The sequence below is a fragment of the Streptomyces sp. NPDC052042 genome, assembly GCF_044548345.1.
Classification (GTDB): Bacteria; Actinomycetota; Actinomycetes; order Streptomycetales; family Streptomycetaceae; genus Streptomyces.
Genome location: NZ_JBIUBU010000015.1, coordinates 120,479 through 137,119, shown reverse-complemented (window position 1 = coordinate 137,119; position 16,641 = coordinate 120,479). Strand labels below are relative to the sequence as shown.

Below are 16,641 nucleotides of genomic sequence, written 5' to 3'. Positions count from 1 at the left end.
TTGTCAGTGGTGGGCGGCAGGATGGGGGCCATGACGAACTCAGCTGTTGTGCTCGCCGATGCCGCCGCCTACGCCGCCGCGGTCGAAGAAGCGTCGCGGGCCGCGGCGGCCTACTACGCCACGGGCGAGAGCGTGCTCGACGACGACGGGTACGACCGGCTGGCCCGGGGGATCGCCGCATACGAGCGGGAGCACCCGCAGGAGGTGCTGGACGCGTCCCCGACCGGCAAGGTGGCGGGCGGCGCCGCCACCGGTGACGTGCCGCACACGGCGCCGATGCTCTCCCTGGACAACGTCTTCTCCGCCGAGCAGTTCGCCGCGTGGACGGCGTCGCTGGAGCGCCGCATCGGCAGGCCCGTCACCGCGTGGAGTGTGGAGCCGAAGCTCGACGGGCTGGCCGTCGCCGCCCGCTACCGGGCGGGCCGCCTGGAGCAGCTGATCACCCGGGGCGACGGCACCGCCGGGGAGGACGTGTCGCATGCGATCGGCACCGTGGCCGGTCTTCCCGGAGAGCTCACCGAGTCCGTCACGATCGAGCTGCGCGGCGAGATCCTCATGACGAACGAGCAGTTCGAACGGGCCAACGAGGTGCGCACCGAGCACGGCGCCACCCCCTTCGCCAATCCGAGGAACGGCGCGGCGGGCACCCTGCGCGCCAAGGACCGGGCGTACACGGTGGAGATGACGTTCTTCGCCTACGGCGCCCTGCCGTCGGCCGATTCCGGGGCGCTGTCCGACACCCTCGCCGACCTGCCGCACAGCGGGGTCCTCGCGTACGTCGCCGCGCTCGGCGTTCACACCGCGGCGGCCACGGACGCGGCGCCGCGCACCGCCACCACCGTCGAGGAGGCGCAGGCCGGAGTCGAGGAGATCGCGGGGCTGCGCGCCTCGCTGCCGTTCGGCATCGACGGCGTCGTGGTGAAGGCCGATCTCGCGGCCGACCAGCGCGAGGCCGGTTCCGGCACCCGGGCGCCACGCTGGGCCATCGCCTACAAGCTCCCGGCCGTCGAGAAGGTCACCCGGCTCCTCGGCGTCGAATGGAACGTGGGCAGGACCGGCATCATCGCGCCGCGCGCCGTGCTGGAACCCGTGGAGATCGACGGGTCGACGGTCAGCTACGCCACCCTGCACAACCCGGCCGACATCACCCGCCGCGATCTGCGCCTGGGCGACCGGGTCATGGTCTACAAGGCGGGCGACATCATCCCCCGCATCGAGGCCGCCGTCGCCCATCTGCGCACCGGGGAGGAGCAGCCCGTCGTCTTCCCCGAGGCGTGCCCGCAGTGCGGATCCGAGATCGACACCAGCGAACAGCGCTGGCGGTGCGTCAGGGGCCGTGACTGCCGCCTCGTCGCCTCCATCTCCTACGCGGCGGGTCGCGACCAGCTCGACATCGAGGGACTCGGCGCGACCCGGGTCGTCCAGCTCGTCGACGCGGGTCTGGTCGCCGACTTCGCCGACCTCTTCACACTCGGACGGGAACAGCTGCTCGGCCTGGAGCGGATGGGCGAGACCAGCACGGACAACCTCCTCGCCGCCATCGACACGGCACGGACACAACCGCTGTCCCGCGTGTTCTGCGCGTTGGGCGTGCGCGGCACCGGACGCTCCATGTCACGGCGGATCGCGCGGTACTTCGCGGAGATGGACCGGATCAGGGCGGCCGACGCCGAGGAGCTCCAGCGGGTCGACGGCATCGGCACGGAGAAGGCCGCGGCCGTCGTCGCCGAGCTGGCGGAGCTGGCCCCGCTGATCGAGAAGCTGGTGGCCGCCGGGGTCAACATGACGGAGCCGGGGGCGACGCCGCCGCCCGCGCCCGGAGAGGAACCCGCAAAGGCCGCGTCCGAGGCCGGGAAGGCGGACGGGGCCGCCGCACTGCCGCTCGACGGCATGACCGTGGTGGTCACCGGTGCGATGACCGGTGTGCTGGAGAAGCTCTCCCGCAACCAGATGAACGAACTGATCGAGCGAGCGGGCGGGAAGGCGTCGTCCAGCGTCTCCAAGCGCACCACGCTGCTGGTCGCCGGTGAGAAGGCGGGGTCCAAGCGCGCCAAGGCCGAGGACCTCGGCGTCCGGATCGCCGCGCCGGAGGAATTCGCCGAACTGATAGCGGATTTCCTGCCGGTGGAGGCCTGATCCGTGGCGACGGCATTCGGCCACCACCCGGTGACGCCGGGGCCTTCGAATTTGCCTGAGAGTGGCTTTCTTTGCCTCCCTATTGCATAGTGAGGTCTCGGCCATGCCTTGCTGTCAGCGGGTGCATTGGGAAGTGCTTACAGCGGCTCCGGCGGATCCGGGGGAGGGACGATGCGTTCGCTGCACGACGGACCGCGAATCGACCGGTCCTTCCACCGGGAACTCCGGGGCGTCACCCGCGGTCTCGCCCTCGATCTCGGCAGTTCCGGAACCCGCGCCTGGGTGCCCGGACGCGGCGTCGTGGCCGACACCGCCGCCTGTGCCGGAGTCGGCGACGTGACGGGGCACGGGCGCCCCGTCCGCCGGGGGCGCATCGTCGACCCCGCGTCCTGCGGGCGGATGCTCGCCCGCCTCGCCGATACGGCCCTGGGCCCGGAACGCAGCGACACCGTGATCCTGCTCAGCCATCCCGTTCTCGCCGGTGCGGAGCACCGAGCGGCCGCGAGGCAGGCGGTCGCCTCCCTCGGCCCGACGCGCGTCATCGTCCTGGACAGTGCCAGGGCCGCCGCCGCGTGCGCCGGACCACGGGGCGGCGGGCCACTGCTCGTCGTCGACATCGGCGCGGAACTGACCGAGGTGACGCTCCTGGTCGGCGGACGGATCCGCGACGCCCGCCAGGCCGAGACGGGACTCAGCGACCTCGGCCCGGGCGAACCGCCCACCGACGTCGTCCGCACCGTCCTGGACCTGGCCTCGGCGATGTGGAAGCAGGACCGGCACGGCGCCGTCCTGGGCGCGCTGCGCAAGGGGCCGCTGCTCGCCGGCGGCGGTGCCGCGCGCCCGGACGTCACCAACCGGATAGCGGCCCGTCTCGGCGTCCCGGTACGTCGCGTCGACGACCCGGCGACCACGGTCGTGCGCGGCGCGGGGCTGATCCTCAGCTCGGTGCTCCGCCGGGCGGGTGCGGAACCTGCTCTGTCGGGCCGACAGAGGTGACCCCCCTCCCGGGGCCGCCCCCGGGGAACGTGCCCCCAGGGGCCCGGCCGGACGGTCCGGCACGCCACGCACGCGCGCGGGCGGGCCGTCGGCTCCTCGCCCGTCTGCTGCTCGCCGTGCTCACCGTCGTCGGCGGCGCGCCCACGGCGGCCGGAGCCCTGTACGCGGCGGGGCCGTTCGCCGGTGCTCCGCCCCCCGCCGCACAGTCGCCCGACGCCCGTCAGCCGATCTCGCACGCCGACCGGACCGTCCGCACGGGCTCCGCCCACGACTCCCGCCGCACCCGCACGGCCACGCCGGCCGACGGCCATCGGCTCGCCCCCATGACCGGTACCGGGTTCCAGCCCAGGGCCGGTGCCGAGTACGCCCGCGTCGTGCAGTTGCTTCCGCCGTCCGGGCCCGAGTCCCTGGTGCCCGGCGCACCGGGTCTTCGCCCCCCGCGTCTCCTGCCACGACCGGTGCCCGCCGCACTCTCGCGCACCGTCGACCGCTTCCGCGTCCTGCTCCCCGGCGTGCGCGGGCCTCCGAGGACGGCCGGCCACCGGCCACCGGCCACCGTTCCGGTACGGGTCCTGATCCCCGTCCGGCCGCCGGTCCCGTCCCACTGAACCGCCGTCCCGTCCTCGCCCAGCCGAGGGCACACGGCGCTCTCTCGGAGGATTCCCCATGACTCGCGCCACCACGGTGCGAGCGGTTCTGGCTGTTGCCGTGCTGCTCGTTTCCGTGCTCATCACGCTGAACATGTCACCCAGGCTCGGCCTCGACCTTCAGGGCGGCACCAGAATGGTGCTCCAGACCAAGGACTCGGACACCGCGAAGGCGGACCGGGAGAGCACCGACCGCACTCTTGAGGTGCTCCGCCAGCGCATCGACTCGCTCGGCGTCGCCGAACCCACGCTGACCCGTTCCGGTGAGGACCGGATCATCGTCGAGCTGCCGGACGTCCAGGACCCGCGCAAGGCGGCGGAGGTCGTCGGCAAGACCGCCCAGCTCAGCTTCCACGCGATCCTGGGCCCCGGTACCCCGGCTGAGGAGAAGGACGGCGGGACCGGCGGCGAGAAGGCCGGTGACAAGAAGGCCGACGACCCGAAGGCCGAGGACAAGGCCGGTGCCGGGGACAAGCCCGAGGACAAGGCCGAGAAGGGTGACAAGGCGGGCAAGGCAGAAGGCCAGAAGGCCGATGACCCGAAGGCCGAGGAGAAGCAGGGCGAGAGCGGGAAGGGGAAGCGCAAGGCCGACGGCGGACTGACGCTCCCCGACGAGCAGGGACGCCTCCTCGACCTCGGCCCGGCCCGGTTGTCCGGAGCGGGCGTCAAGCAGGCCACCGCCTCGTTCGACGCCCAGCAGGGCGCCGGCTGGAGCGTCTCGCTCGACTTCCAGAAGAAGGCGGGAAAGGAATGGTCCCGGCTGACCGGTGAAGCAGCCTGCAACCCTGTCCAGGACGACCGTCGCCGCGTCGCCATCGTCCTCGACGAGCGGATCATCTCCTCGCCGCAGGTGTCCCCCTCGGTCGCCTGCGGGGTCGGCCTGCCGTCCGGCTCCACCCAGATCACCGGTTCGTTCAGCGCCGAGGAGGCCCGCGAACTGGCGCTGCTGATCGAGGGCGGCGCCCTGCCGCTTCCGGTCGAGATCGTGGAGCAGCGGACCGTCGGCCCGACGCTCGGTGCCGCCGCCATCGACGCCAGCGCGCGCGCCGCCCTCATCGGCGCCGCTGCCACCGCGCTCTTCATCACCATCGTCTACCGGCTCTTCGGCGCGCTCGCCGCCGTCGCGCTCGCCGCGTACGGGCTGATCTCCTACTCAGCCCTGGTCGCCCTCGGCGTCACGCTCACCCTGCCCGGCCTGGCCGGGTTCGTGCTGGCCATCGGCATGGCGGTCGACGCCAACGTGCTCGTCTTCGAACGGGCCAGAGAAGAACACGAACAGCATCCGAACCGTGGCCTGCGCGCCTCGCTGACCGGCGGGTTCCGCGGTGCGTGGAGCGCCGTCGCGGACTCCAACGTCACGACGCTGATCGCGGCGGGACTGCTCTTCTTCCTCGGCTCCGGGCCGGTGAAGGGCTTCGGTGTCACCCTTGCCGTCGGTGTGATCGCCTCGATGTTCTCCGCGCTCGTCATCGCCCGCGCGCTCACCGAGATCGCTTCGGGGTCGCGCCTGGTGAGCGGCCGCGCCGGCGTCAACGGCATCGCCAGCCCCGGCCGGGTGCGCACCTGGCTGAACCGCCGCAACCCCCAGGTGATGCGTTTCCCGCGCCGCTGGCTGATGGTTTCCGCCTCGCTCGTCGTCATCGCGGTCCTCGGCATCGTCGTACGCGGCGTCAACCTGGGCGTCGAGTTCACCGGCGGCCGGCTCATGGAGTACTCGACGAGCCGTCCGGTCGACGTGGAGCGCGCCCGGTCCCTCCTGAGCGACGCGGGATTCCCCGACGCCGAGGTCACCACGGCGGGCTCCGGCGACCTCTCCGTACGCACCGGGAAGCTCGACGACGAAGGCGCGGAAACCGTCCGCACGGCCCTCGCGAAGGAGGGCGGCGAGACCACCAAGGTCCGCGACGAACTCATCGGCCCGAGCCTCGGGGACGAACTCCGGCGCAATGCCCTGATCGCGCTCGCCATCGCCATTCTCGTGCAGTTGGCCTATCTGGTGGTGCGGTTCCGCTGGACGTTCGCCGTGGCGTCCGTCGGGGCGCTGGTCCACGACGTCATCGTCTTGGTCGGTGCCTTCGCCTGGCTCGGGCGCACCGTCGACGGCATCTTCCTCGCCTCGCTCCTCACCGTCATCGGCTACTCCGTCAACGACTCCGTGGTGGTCTTCGACCGGGTCCGGGAACTGTGGGCGAAGGCCCGGCGCACGCCCATCGCGGAGGTCGCCAACCGGGCGGTGCTCCAGACCGTGCCGAGAACCATCAACACGGGCATGGGCGCCCTCTTCATCCTGACCGCCCTCGCCGTGCTCGGTGGCGACTCCCTCGCGGACTTCGCGCTCTCCCTGCTGATCGGCATCTGCGTCGGAACGTACTCCTCGGTGATGGCCGCCGTGCCGGCCGCGCTGCTGCTGGAACAGAGCAGCAAGGCTCCGCCGCCCGCGCGGAAGCGGTCCGCCGGGCGGAGCTCCGGAAAGCCGGTGGCACAACGGGATCCGCTCGACAACGGAGCACGCGTGTAGCGGCTCCGACCGTCACGACGCCCCTTGCCCGCCCCCGCCCGCGGCCGGAACCCCGGCCGCGGGCGGGGGCGGGGTGTGTCGGCCGCAGCCAGTCCGGCGGGTGACGGCGCCCCCCGGCCCCGTCCGGCCGTCAGTGAGCGAGAGACCGCAGATGGTCGGCGGTCGCCCGATCGGCGGGCAGGAACGTCTCGATGGCCAGCTCGGCCACCGTCACGTCCATCGGCGTGTTGAATGTCGCGATGGACGAGACGAACGAGAGCACCCGCCCACCGTGCTCGATGCGCAGCGGCAGCGCGAAGGCCGGCGCGGCACCGGTCCCGCCGTCCGCTCGCTTTGCGCTCCTGGCCGGCGCGGAGCCCTCCGCACCCTCGATGCGCTGCGGCAGCGGATAGCCGGCGACCTCCTCGTACAGCTCGCGCAGTCCCGACGACCGGGCCAGGGCCATCTGACGCCGCATCTGGTCGAGCAGATCGGCGCGCCACTCCGGGAGGTTGCGGATGCGCGGGGCCAGACCCTCCGGGTGGAGCGTGAGCCGCATCGCGTTCAACGGCGGCACCAGCAGATGCCCGGCCACCCCCTCCAGCAGCATCTCTATTCCCCGGTTTGCCGCCACCACGTCGTACATGCCGTCGACGACCAGCGCCGGATACGGGTCGTATCCCCGGAGCAGCCGCTCCATCCCCTCCCGTACCGGACCCAGCACCGGATCGTCGAAGGAGGTCTGCGGGTAGCGGGGCGCGTAACCGGCCATCACCAGCAGGGCATTGCGTTCCCTGACCGGGACGTCGAGGTGGTCCGCCAGACGTAGGACCATCTCCTCACTGGGACGGGAGCGGCCCGTCTCGATGAAGGAGATGTGCCGGGCGGAGGAGTCGGCGCGGAGCGCCAGCTCCAGCTGACTGATCCGCCGCTGCTCCCGCCAACGGCGTAGCTGCGGGCCCACTCCCGTGTCAGGCGCGACAGTTGTCATACCCAGACCGTAACGTCACCGGCACCGCGGACCGGAACCGACCGCTTGTGAGGGAGCCGAAGCATGCCCGCCGAACCACTGTCGCGACAGGAGATCGAGGAGCGTCTGGCCGACCTGCCCGGCTGGTCGCTGAAGGGAGACCGGATCACCTGCACCTACCGCCTGCACACGCACTTCGCCGCCGTCGGGCTGACCGTGCACGTGGCGCAGATCCAGGACGAACTGAACCACCACTCCGACCTGACCCTCGGATACAACACCGTCACTCTGTCCGTGAACACCCATGACGCGGGCGGCGTGGTCACGGGGTACGACCTGAACCTCGCCGCGCGGGTGGCGGCGATCGCGGGCGGGCACGGCGTGCGCTAGTGCCGCATCAGGCACGTTCGCCCCGTCGCGACGTCCGGCACGCCCTCTCGCCGCACCGGCCGAAAACCCGAGTACGTCCAGTACGAGGGTTTCCGGCCGGCACACCGAGAGCATGCACCGTACGCGCTCCTTGACGGGCAAACGTTGCCTGCCGCGGCGCCTGGTGCCCTCCCGGCGGCGTTTGCCCCGCCGCGCCGCCCGGAACGTACGCTCGCCGCGTTGTCGCATCACCCGCGTACAGGCCGGTACGCGGCCGATCCTCCGCCGTGCGATGCACCACACCGGACGCCCCGCGCCGCCCGGCGATCCTTCCCGGCCGGAGCACCGGCCGACCGCGGGAGGGCCGAGGGGCTCCCGGTACGGACGCGGGTGGTGGCGGGGTACGGGGCGCGGGGGGATCAGGGTGCCCGGGCATCGGGACGCCCGGGCACCCGGCGGGTCACGTCGCGGGGCCGAACCCCGGATGCGTGGCGAGCCAACCGGCATAGCTCTCGCTGCGCTCCACCGCGGCCGTGTACGCCGTCAGCGTGTGCCCGCTCACCCCGCCGGCCGCCGACGCGGCCGCCGCGGAACGCGGGTGCCAGCCCAGCAGATGGCGCCAGGTCAGCGGCGTACCCGCGATCGGGAGGGTCACCAGCCCCGGCGTCGGTGGGAACGTCGCCCGGCACAGGCCGATCGCTCGCCCCACCTGGACCAGGTGGACGACGGACACCGTGTCCGTCTCGTACACCGAGACCGGGCTGAATCCGGCCCGTGCGCAGGCGCTGACGAAGCAGTCCGCGAAGCAGCCGTCGCCCGGCACGTCCGCCCAGCACTCGTCCGCCAGGGCGGCGAGGTCGAGTTCCTGTCGGGAGGCGAGCGGGTGTGTCTCCGGCAGCATGACGAACACCGGGTCGATCCCGATCAACTGCCAGGTCAAGCGGTCGTTCGCGGGCGGCGGACTCTCCCCGCAGACCCCGATCAGTCCGAAGTCGAGCCGGCCGTCGACGAGTTGAGAGGCGATCTCCGCCTCAGACCATGTGGTGTACGTCGACACGGGCGCCTTCGGATGCGCGGTGACCAGGCGGTCGACCAGTCCGCCCAGCAACGGGCCGTGCGTGCCGCCGAGCCGGAAGCGCTCCATCGGACCGCAGGCGTTGGCGAACCGCACCGCCTCCTGCTGGAGCTCGCTGACCGCGGGCAGCACCACCCTGGCCCGTTCCAGGACCAGCTCCCCGAGCGGTGTGGGCCGGGCACCGGTGTGGTCGCGCTCGAAGAGCGGGCCGCCGAGCGCCTTCTCGATCCGCCGCAACTGCGCGCTCAGCGCGGGTTGGGCAAGCCCGAGGGTCGCGGCCGCCTTCGTCAGGCTTCCGGTGTCGGCAATGGCACGTACGGTACGCAGATGGCGCAACTCCAGCTCCATAAACGCAAGTTATGGCCCAGATGGCGTACCGGCAATATGTTGTTGTCCAATCGGTGCCGATCCGTCCGGAGCCGCCCGATCACATACCGGAACCGGGCCGCCGCGTGCGAGGTGCCGACCCGTCGCGTACGAGGGGCGGTCCGGAAGCACCGGGCGACACCGGCTTGCCGGATCGGCAACAAACCTTGCCGACGTGTCCGGGGGCGGTGAGGCTGTCCCCATGAGCGAGCACAACGGACACATGCCTCAGCACGACGCCGCGGACGGCCGACGGCAGCACCCCGGACAGGAGCCCGCCGAGAGCGGACCCCACCACGACACCGCCCGCCCCGCGCACGTCCATGGGCACGGCCACGGACACGGCGCGGCCTCCGGGCATCGCCACGGTGACACCGACATGGACTGGGACGCCATGGCCCCGGTGCTGGAGCGGGAGGGGGAGCTGTGCCGTCCGCAGTACGAGGCGGCGGCCAACTGGATCGCCGGGCTGCCCGAAGCCCCGGAGGTGCGCCGGATCCTCGACATCGGCAGCGGTCCCGGCGTCATCACCTGCCTGCTGGCCGAGGTGTTCCCCGAGGCCGAGGTCGTCGCCGTCGACGGCGCCGGGGCCCTGCTGGAGCGCACCCTGGCCCGCGCCGAACGGCTCGGCCTCGGCGAACGCGTGCGCACGCAGCGCGCCGACCTTCCCGGCGAACTCGAACTGCTGGGGGAGGCGGACCTGATCTGGATGGGCAACGCTCTGCACCACATGGGAGACCAGGGTGCGGTCCTCGCCGGATTCTCCGGGCTGCTGCGCCCCGGCGGCGTCGTCGCCCTGGCCGAGGGCGGACTGGCGGCCCGTCACCTGCCGCGCGACCCGGGCATGGGGCGGCCGGGGCTGGAGGCCAGGATCGAGGCGGCCACGGCGGACTGGTTCGAGACGATGCGGGCGTCCCTGCCCGGCAGCCGACGCGAGACCGAGGACTGGAGCGCCCTGCTCACCACGGCGGGGCTGCGTCCGCAGGGCGCCCGCAGCTTCCTGCTCGACCTTCCGGCACCGCTGTCCGAGCAGGCGCGAGACCATGTCCTCGACGGGTTCACCCGGCGCCGCGAGATGCTCGAAGGCGTTCTCGAGGCCGAGGACATCGAGGTGCTGGACCGGTTGCTCGACCCCGAGGACCCGGCCGGCCTGCGCCGCCGCCCCGATGTCTTCCTGCTCATGGCGCGCACGGTGCACCTGGGCCGACGGGCCGCTTCCGGCCGGTGAAAGGCCGAGCCGGAGGGGGAACGTCCGGCTGGAGAAGACCGGGCGGCGATGGCTTTCGACAGGGCCGCGGAACACGTTCCGTGCGGAAATGGAGGGGGCTGGGCCTTGAATGACCCGCACTATTCGGGCCGTGTCAAGACAAGACACGCTGCCGCCGGGGTGAGCGGGCATCAGAAAGTCCCCTGGACAGGTTAACTGCACATCAATTCCCCCACATTGCCAGGAGATTGGAGAATTATCGGATTATCTGGAAATAGCATCTGGCGTACGGCGTGTACCTCGATCGGAGGGTCGGTGTCGACGTTCAACGTGTCCGGTATGACAGGTATGAAAAGTCGTAAGTACTTTCATTCCGGGTCGACTGCTCAGCCGACCTCTCTGAGACAGGAGAAGCGACATGGTTACTCGCTCCACGATGGTCACCGCAGCAGTCGCGGCTGCCGCGGCCATGGCCGCCACCGGGATCACGTACGCCTCGGCCGCGGCCGCGCAGGTCGCGGCAGCCCCGGTCGTTCAGCAGGCCGCTCCCGTTTCGGCTCCCGAGGGCGGCGACGCCGGCAAGGGCAACGAGGGCAAGGGCAAGGGGGGCGGGGGCTACGGGGGTGGCCACGAGAAGCGCCGCCACCACCGGCACCACCATGAGGGTCGCATCCACATCAACGAGCGGACGTACTCCGACCACCCGGGCGGCTGCGTGACCGTGGTCAGCGGTCTCGGCTCCACCAGTCTCAACATCCGCAACGAGAGCCACCGGAGCATCGAGGTGTTCCGTGGCGTCACCTGCGACAACGGTGCCCCCATCGCCACCGTCGGGCCGTGGAGCTCCAGCGACGGTGTCCGTCCGGGCCGGGTCAAGGACAGTGTGTGCGTGGAGAACGGTGTGGTCGGCAGCTTCCGCGTGATCGAGCACCGCCACCACCGCGGCGGTCATGACGGCTACGACGACTACGACGACTACGGGTACGGCGAGGAATGGTGACGGCCCGGTCCCGACGTAGAACCCCGGCCCGCCGGAATCGGGCCGGGGTTCCAGTCAGGGCATCCAGAGCCGTGACCCCGGTCCCGGATACCCACACCTGATAACGCCTGACGGTTACATCCACCTGCCTCGCCATACTAAAGCCGGACGGTGAGGCACTGCCAGCCGACCGCAGCGGCCACGCCGCGTGCGACTCCCGGCTCCTGGTACTCGGTCGCGGCCCCGGGTGGGGACCGCGATCGGGGCCGAACGTGGTGCCGGCGTGGCAGACGCCGCCCACGTCCCGGCCGTCAGGACCCGGCCGGTCGCGCGCGGCCGGGCCCTGCGGATGCCGACCCCCCTCCCGGCGTGTTCGCCGCGGAGGGGTGAAGCCCGGGCGGCGTGGTCACCTGCCCGCTCTCCCGACCCGCCGTACCGGTACGCGGACGCCCCTGCGGCGCCGCGTGTCTCAAGGGGCGGGCCGTCGCCCGACCGGGCGACGGCCCGTGTGACCGTCAGGGGCGCGTTCCCGGCGCCCCGCCAGGTCGGTGGCGTGGCGCGGCTCAGGCGCCGAGGTTGAATTCGGCCGGGTTCGGGCCCAGACGCTTGCCCTCGTCCAGTGCGGCGATCGCGGCGAGGTCGTCGGCATCCAGTTCGAAATCGAACACGGCGATGTTCTCGACGATCCGCGACGGCGTCACGGACTTCGGGATCACCACGTTGCCGGTCTGGACGTGCCAGCGAAGCACCACCTGAGCGGGCGTGCGGCCGTGCTTCCGCGCGATCGCGACGATGGTGGGCACCTCAAGGAGGCCCTTGCCCTGCCCCAGCGGGGACCACGCCTCGGTCGCGATGCCGTGCGCGGCGTGGAAGGTGCGCGACTCGGCCTGCTGGAGCTGCGGGTGGAGCTCGATCTGGTTGACGGCCGGTACCACGGACGTCTCGCCGAGCAGGCGCTCCAGGTGCTCCGGGAGGAAGTTCGAGACCCCGATGGCCTTCGCGCGGCCCTCGGAGTAGATCTTCTCGATCGCCTTGTACGTGTCGACGTAGGCGTCCTTCGCCGGAACCGGCCAGTGGATCAGGTACAGGTCGACGTAGTCCGTGCCCAGCTTGTCGAGCGAGGCGTCGAAGGCGCGCAGGGTGGAGTCGTACCCCTGCTCGGTGTTCCAGAGCTTCGTCGTGATGAAGAGTTCCTCACGGGCGACACCGGAGGCCGCCACGGCCCGGCCGGTGCCCTTCTCGTTCTCGTAGATCGCGGCGGTGTCGATGCTCCGGTACCCGGACTCGATGGCCGTCGCGACCGCCTTCGCGGCCTCGTCGTCCGGCACCTGCCAGACACCGAAACCGAGCTGCGGCATCTCGACACCGTTGTTGAGCGTGATGGAGGGGACCTTGCTCACGAGCGGTCGATCCTTACGTCGTAGGTTGCGTTCCCATGGTCAACGATCACGGTGCGCCATGCATTCCCCGGCCGCCCGGCGTCCGCGACGGTGACCTGTCCGGTCCGCGCCGCCCGGGCCCGGGGCCCGGTCGGCGAGGCGGCCGACGGTCCGGCCGGCGGGGGGCCTCAGTGGTTCCGCCTGCCGCCGCCCGATTCCGCCCCGGCTGCCGCGATCTCTGCCCGAGGTGTCCGGAATCCTGCCAACTCGCGTACGGGAACTGATTTTCGATCCTGCGAGAAGCATTGACAGATCGCTCTTCAGGGAATCCCATGCAGTGATGGTTAGGAACCTTTCCTAACCCGGATCTGGAAGGGAGCATCCGTGCGCGCTGCCCGACCCCCGCGCCGTACGGCTGCCGTGCTCGCCGGCCTGAGCTGTCTGCTTCTGCCTCTGCTGGGGCAGGTCCCGAAGGCGTCCATTGCCACGGAGGCCGACGGCCCGGCCGGGGCCGTGACGTGCGGGACCGCGGGGACGGCCCCGGCCGGACCGGGCGCCCGTCGCGAGGACGCGTGCGGCAGGGTGCTCCGGATCCCGTTCACCGACATCGCCGTCGTACACCAGGGCTGAGGAGGTCCCATGCACATCACCAGGAAGAAACTCACCGTCGGCGGGGCGGCGCTCACCGCCGGACTGCTGCTTCCCCTGCTTCCCCCGTCGTCCTCGACCGCGGCCCAGGCCGCAGCCGCCGCGGGCCCCGCGGTGCCCTTCGGCAGCCACACCTTCCCGTACGCCGCGGGAACGCTGAAGCCGTCCGGCTCCCGGTCCGCGCTCGACCAGGCCGTGGTCAAGACGTACAACGCCTGGAAGGCCGCGTTCGTCAAGAAGAACTGCGGCAACGGCTGGTACGAGGTCATCTCGCCGGACGCCGACCACCCCTATGTCGCCGAGGCCCAGGGTTACGGCATGGTCGTCACGGCGACGATGGCGGGTGCGGACCCGGACGCGAAGACCATCTTCGACGGCCTGGTGAAGTACGTGCTCGCGCACCCGTCGGTCAACAACTCCAACCTCCTCGCCGCCGAGCAGAACTCCTCCTGCAAGAGCGTCAACGGATCCGACTCCGCGACCGACGGCGACCTCGACGTCGCCTTCGGGCTGCTCCTCGCCGACAAGCAGTGGGGCTCGTCCGGCACTTACAACTACAAGGACCTCGCGGTCAAGCGCATCAACGCCATCAAGAAGAGCGAGATCAACCCCACCACCCACCTCACCCTGCTCGGTGACTGGTCGGGCTCCGGGGAATCCCACTACTGGATGACCCGTTCCTCGGACTGGATGCTCGACCACTTCCGCGCCTTCAAGAAGGCCACCGGCGACGGCACCTGGGACACCGTGCGCACCGCTCATCAGAAGCTGATCACCGAGCAGCAGTCCAAGTACGCGGCGAGCACGGGGCTGTTGGCGGACTTCGTCGTCAACACCAATGGAACGGCCAAGCCCGCACCGGGCGAGGTCCTGGAGGGGCCCAACGACGGCGACTACGCCTGGAACGCCTGCCGTGACCCGTGGCGCATCGGTGCCGACGCCGTCACCAGTGGGGACTCGGCGTCGCTCGCCTCGGCACGCAAGATGAACTCCTGGATCAAGTCGAAGACCGGTGGCGATCCCAACAAGATCGTCAGCGGGTACCGCCTCAACGGCAGCGCGTTCGACAGCGGCCGCGACATGGCCTTCACCGCCCCGTTCGCCGTGGCCGCGCTGACCGACCCCGGTTCCCAGGCATGGCTCGACGCCCTGTGGAAGAAGATGGCGGGCACCGCGATCGACCCGGGTTCCTACTACGGCGGAAGCATCCAGCTCCAGTCCATGATCGTCGCGTCCGGCAACTACTGGGTGCCCTGACGGGAGTTCGGCTCCGGGCCGCACGCGTGCCGCGGCCCGGAGCGGGACGGGGGCGCCGGTAGGAGGCCGGGGCGTTGTGACGCCGCCTCAGCGGTACAACGCCTCGACCTCCGCCGCGTACGCCGTCTCGATCGCCTTGCGCTTCAGCTTGAGCGACGGGGTGAGCAGACCGTGCTCCTCGCTGAACGGGCGCGCCAGGATCCGGAACGTACGGATCGACTCGGCCTGGGACACCGCCGTGTTGGCGGCCACCACCGCGCGTCGGATCTCCTTCTCCAGGCCCGGGTCGCGCACCAGCTCCTCCGGCCGCAGCGGCCTTCGGCCCTGCAGGGTGAGCCAGTGCTCCACCGCTTCCTGGTCGATGGTGACCAGGGCCGCGACGAACGGCCGGTCGTTGCCGACCACGAGGCACTGCGCGACCAGCGGATGCGCGCGCACCCGCTCCTCCAGAGCGGCCGGGGACACGCTCTTGCCGCCCGACGTCACCAGGATCTCCTTCTTCCGCCCGGTGATCGTCAGATAGCCGTCCGCGTCGAGCGATCCCAGGTCTCCGGTGGCCAGCCAGCCGTCGCGCAGCACCGCCGCGGTGGCCTGCGGATCGCCCAGGTAGCCCGCGAAGACGTGGGCGCCGTGCACCCACACCTCGCCGTCCTCCGCGATGTGCACCGTGGTACCCGGTACCGGCTGCCCGACGGTGCCGTACCGTGTGCGCTCGGGCGGGTTGGCGGTGGCCGCCGCGGTCGACTCGGTCAGGCCGTACCCCTCGTACACGGTGACCCCCGCGCCCTCGAAGAACAGCCCGAGCCGCCGGTGCATCCCGGACCCGCCGGACATGGCGTGCCGGATCCGGCCGCCCAACGCCTCGCGCATCTTCCGGTACACGACCTTGTCGAAGAACTGGTGCTGCACGCGCAGCCCGGCCGACGGTCCCGGACCCGTGCCGAACGCCCTCGCCTCCATCGCCTCGGCGTACGCGACGGCGACCTCCACCGCCTTGTCGAACGCGCCGACCCGGCCCTCGCTCTCGGCCTGGCGCCGGGCGGCGTCGAAGATCTTCTCGAAGACGTACGGCACGGCGAGGACGAACGTCGGCCGGAACGAGACGAGGTCCGGCATCAGGGCCTTCGCCGACAGTTCCCGCTGGTGGCCCAGCTTCACCTTGCCGCGCACCGCCGCGACCTCGACCATGCGGCCGAAGACGTGCGCCAGCGGCAGGAAGAGCAGGGTCACCGCCTCATCGCCCGGCCGGGAGTGGAAGACCGACTTCCAGCGGGAGGCCATGGTGTCCGTCTCGAACATGAAGTTGGCGTGCGTGAGCACGCAGCCCTTCGGCCGCCCCGTGGTCCCGGAGGTGTAGATGACGGTCGCCACCGATTCGGGCGTCACCGCACGTCGGTGGCGGTGCACGACCGCGTCCTCGACCCGTGCGCCCGCTTCGGACAGTTCGGTCACCACGTCGGCGTCGAGCTGCCAGAGGCGCTTGAGGCCGGGCAGCCGGTCGATCACCGACGCCACCGTCATCGCGTGGTCCTCGTGCTCGACCATGACGGCGGACACCGCGGCGTCGTGCAGGATCCAGTGCACCTGCTCCGCCGAGGACGTCGGATACACCGGCACGGACTGGGCGCCGACCGTCCACAGGGCGAAGTCGAAGAGCGTCCACTCGTAGCAGGTGCGCGATATCAGGGCCACCCGGTCACCGAACCGGACGCCGTGCGCGATCAGCCCCCTGGCCAGCGCGAGCACCTCGTCGCGGAACGTCGCCGCGGTGACATCCCGCCAGTTCCCGTCCGCGTCCTTGCGGCCGAGCGCGATGCGGTCGGGCTCCTCCTCGGCGTAGTCGAACACCACGTCGGCCAACCCGCCCACGAGGGGAGCGGCCGGCATGGGTGGGATCGTGAAATCGCGCAATGACCTGCTCCTCGTGGCGCTTCGCACAGCGCCGTGACGCTACCCCAACGGGCGGCGCGACGGGAGGGCCCCGGACCGGCGGACGCCGGCGCACACCGAGGGCCGACCACCGATATCCGGCCAGATGGGCAAGGCTCGGACGTGGCTGAGACCACCGGGTAAGGGGCCGGATCCGGAATCTCCACCGAATGTGTACGCGGCTAT

At 71.4% G+C, this 16,641-nt stretch carries 13 protein-coding genes; 9 read left to right on the top strand and 4 right to left on the bottom strand.

The window, feature by feature from the left end; genetic code table 11:
* Positions 1 to 21: 21 nt before the first annotated feature.
* The 4 genes from ligA to secD all read left to right on the top strand — a co-directional run bounded on the left by ligA (position 22) and on the right by secD (position 6,297).
* A complete protein-coding gene (gene ligA / locus ACIHCL_RS23750) occupies positions 22 to 2,136 on the top strand; it encodes an NAD-dependent DNA ligase LigA (RefSeq protein WP_399864553.1) in 2,115 nt (704 codons plus the stop codon).
* A gap of 171 nt (positions 2,137 to 2,307) precedes the next feature.
* Entirely contained in the window at positions 2,308 to 3,132 is an 825-nt protein-coding gene (locus tag ACIHCL_RS23745; RefSeq protein WP_399864552.1) for a rod shape-determining protein, read from the top strand.
* 29 nt (positions 3,133 to 3,161) lie between these two features.
* Entirely contained in the window at positions 3,162 to 3,740 is a 579-nt protein-coding gene (locus ACIHCL_RS23740) for a hypothetical protein (RefSeq protein ID WP_399864551.1), read from the top strand.
* A gap of 58 nt (positions 3,741 to 3,798) precedes the next feature.
* On the top strand, positions 3,799 to 6,297 hold the full coding sequence (gene secD, locus ACIHCL_RS23735) for a protein translocase subunit SecD (protein WP_399864550.1): 2,499 nt from the start codon (positions 3,799 to 3,801) through the stop codon (positions 6,295 to 6,297).
* A 130-nt stretch (positions 6,298 to 6,427) separates the two neighbouring features.
* Here secD and ACIHCL_RS23730 read toward each other — a convergent pair whose 3' ends face one another.
* Positions 6,428 to 7,267, bottom strand: a complete 840-nt coding sequence (locus ACIHCL_RS23730) for a helix-turn-helix domain-containing protein (RefSeq protein ID WP_399864549.1) — start codon at positions 7,265 to 7,267, stop codon at positions 6,428 to 6,430.
* Between the two features lie 63 nt (positions 7,268 to 7,330).
* Between ACIHCL_RS23730 and ACIHCL_RS23725 the strand changes: the two genes are divergently transcribed.
* A complete protein-coding gene (locus ACIHCL_RS23725; RefSeq protein ID WP_399864548.1) occupies positions 7,331 to 7,636 on the top strand; it encodes a 4a-hydroxytetrahydrobiopterin dehydratase in 306 nt (101 codons plus the stop codon).
* A 439-nt stretch (positions 7,637 to 8,075) separates the two neighbouring features.
* Here the strand turns inward: ACIHCL_RS23725 and ACIHCL_RS23720 are convergent, their stop codons facing one another.
* Positions 8,076 to 9,038 carry a LysR family transcriptional regulator gene (locus tag ACIHCL_RS23720; protein WP_399864547.1) on the bottom strand — a complete coding sequence of 321 codons (963 nt, stop codon included), beginning with the start codon at positions 9,036 to 9,038 and terminating at the stop codon, positions 8,076 to 8,078.
* A gap of 220 nt (positions 9,039 to 9,258) precedes the next feature.
* Between ACIHCL_RS23720 and ACIHCL_RS23715 the strand changes: the two genes are divergently transcribed.
* Both ACIHCL_RS23715 and ACIHCL_RS23710 read left to right on the top strand, forming a co-directional pair.
* Entirely contained in the window at positions 9,259 to 10,284 is a 1,026-nt protein-coding gene (locus ACIHCL_RS23715; protein ID WP_399864546.1) for a class I SAM-dependent methyltransferase, read from the top strand.
* Positions 10,285 to 10,681: 397 nt separating this feature from the next.
* A complete protein-coding gene (locus ACIHCL_RS23710) occupies positions 10,682 to 11,263 on the top strand; it encodes a hypothetical protein (protein ID WP_399864545.1) in 582 nt (193 codons plus the stop codon).
* Positions 11,264 to 11,805: 542 nt separating this feature from the next.
* On the opposite strand, the gene ACIHCL_RS23705 is transcribed toward ACIHCL_RS23710, so the two are convergent.
* Positions 11,806 to 12,642, bottom strand: coding sequence for an aldo/keto reductase (locus tag ACIHCL_RS23705; RefSeq protein WP_399864544.1), 837 nt, complete (start codon positions 12,640 to 12,642; stop codon positions 11,806 to 11,808).
* A 363-nt stretch (positions 12,643 to 13,005) separates the two neighbouring features.
* Here ACIHCL_RS23705 and ACIHCL_RS23700 point away from each other — a divergent pair, with 363 nt between their 5' ends.
* A complete protein-coding gene (locus tag ACIHCL_RS23700) occupies positions 13,006 to 13,251 on the top strand; it encodes a hypothetical protein (protein WP_399864543.1) in 246 nt (81 codons plus the stop codon).
* 9 nt (positions 13,252 to 13,260) lie between these two features.
* Complete coding sequence (locus tag ACIHCL_RS23695) at positions 13,261 to 14,526, top strand: glycosyl hydrolase family 8 (protein ID WP_399864541.1); 1,266 nt, start codon at positions 13,261 to 13,263, stop codon at positions 14,524 to 14,526.
* An 87-nt stretch (positions 14,527 to 14,613) separates the two neighbouring features.
* Here the strand turns inward: ACIHCL_RS23695 and ACIHCL_RS23690 are convergent, their stop codons facing one another.
* Positions 14,614 to 16,413: an AMP-dependent synthetase/ligase gene (locus ACIHCL_RS23690; protein WP_399864540.1), complete on the bottom strand. Its 1,800-nt coding sequence runs from the start codon at positions 16,411 to 16,413 to the stop codon at positions 14,614 to 14,616.
* Between the last annotated feature and the right edge of the window lie 228 nt (positions 16,414 to 16,641).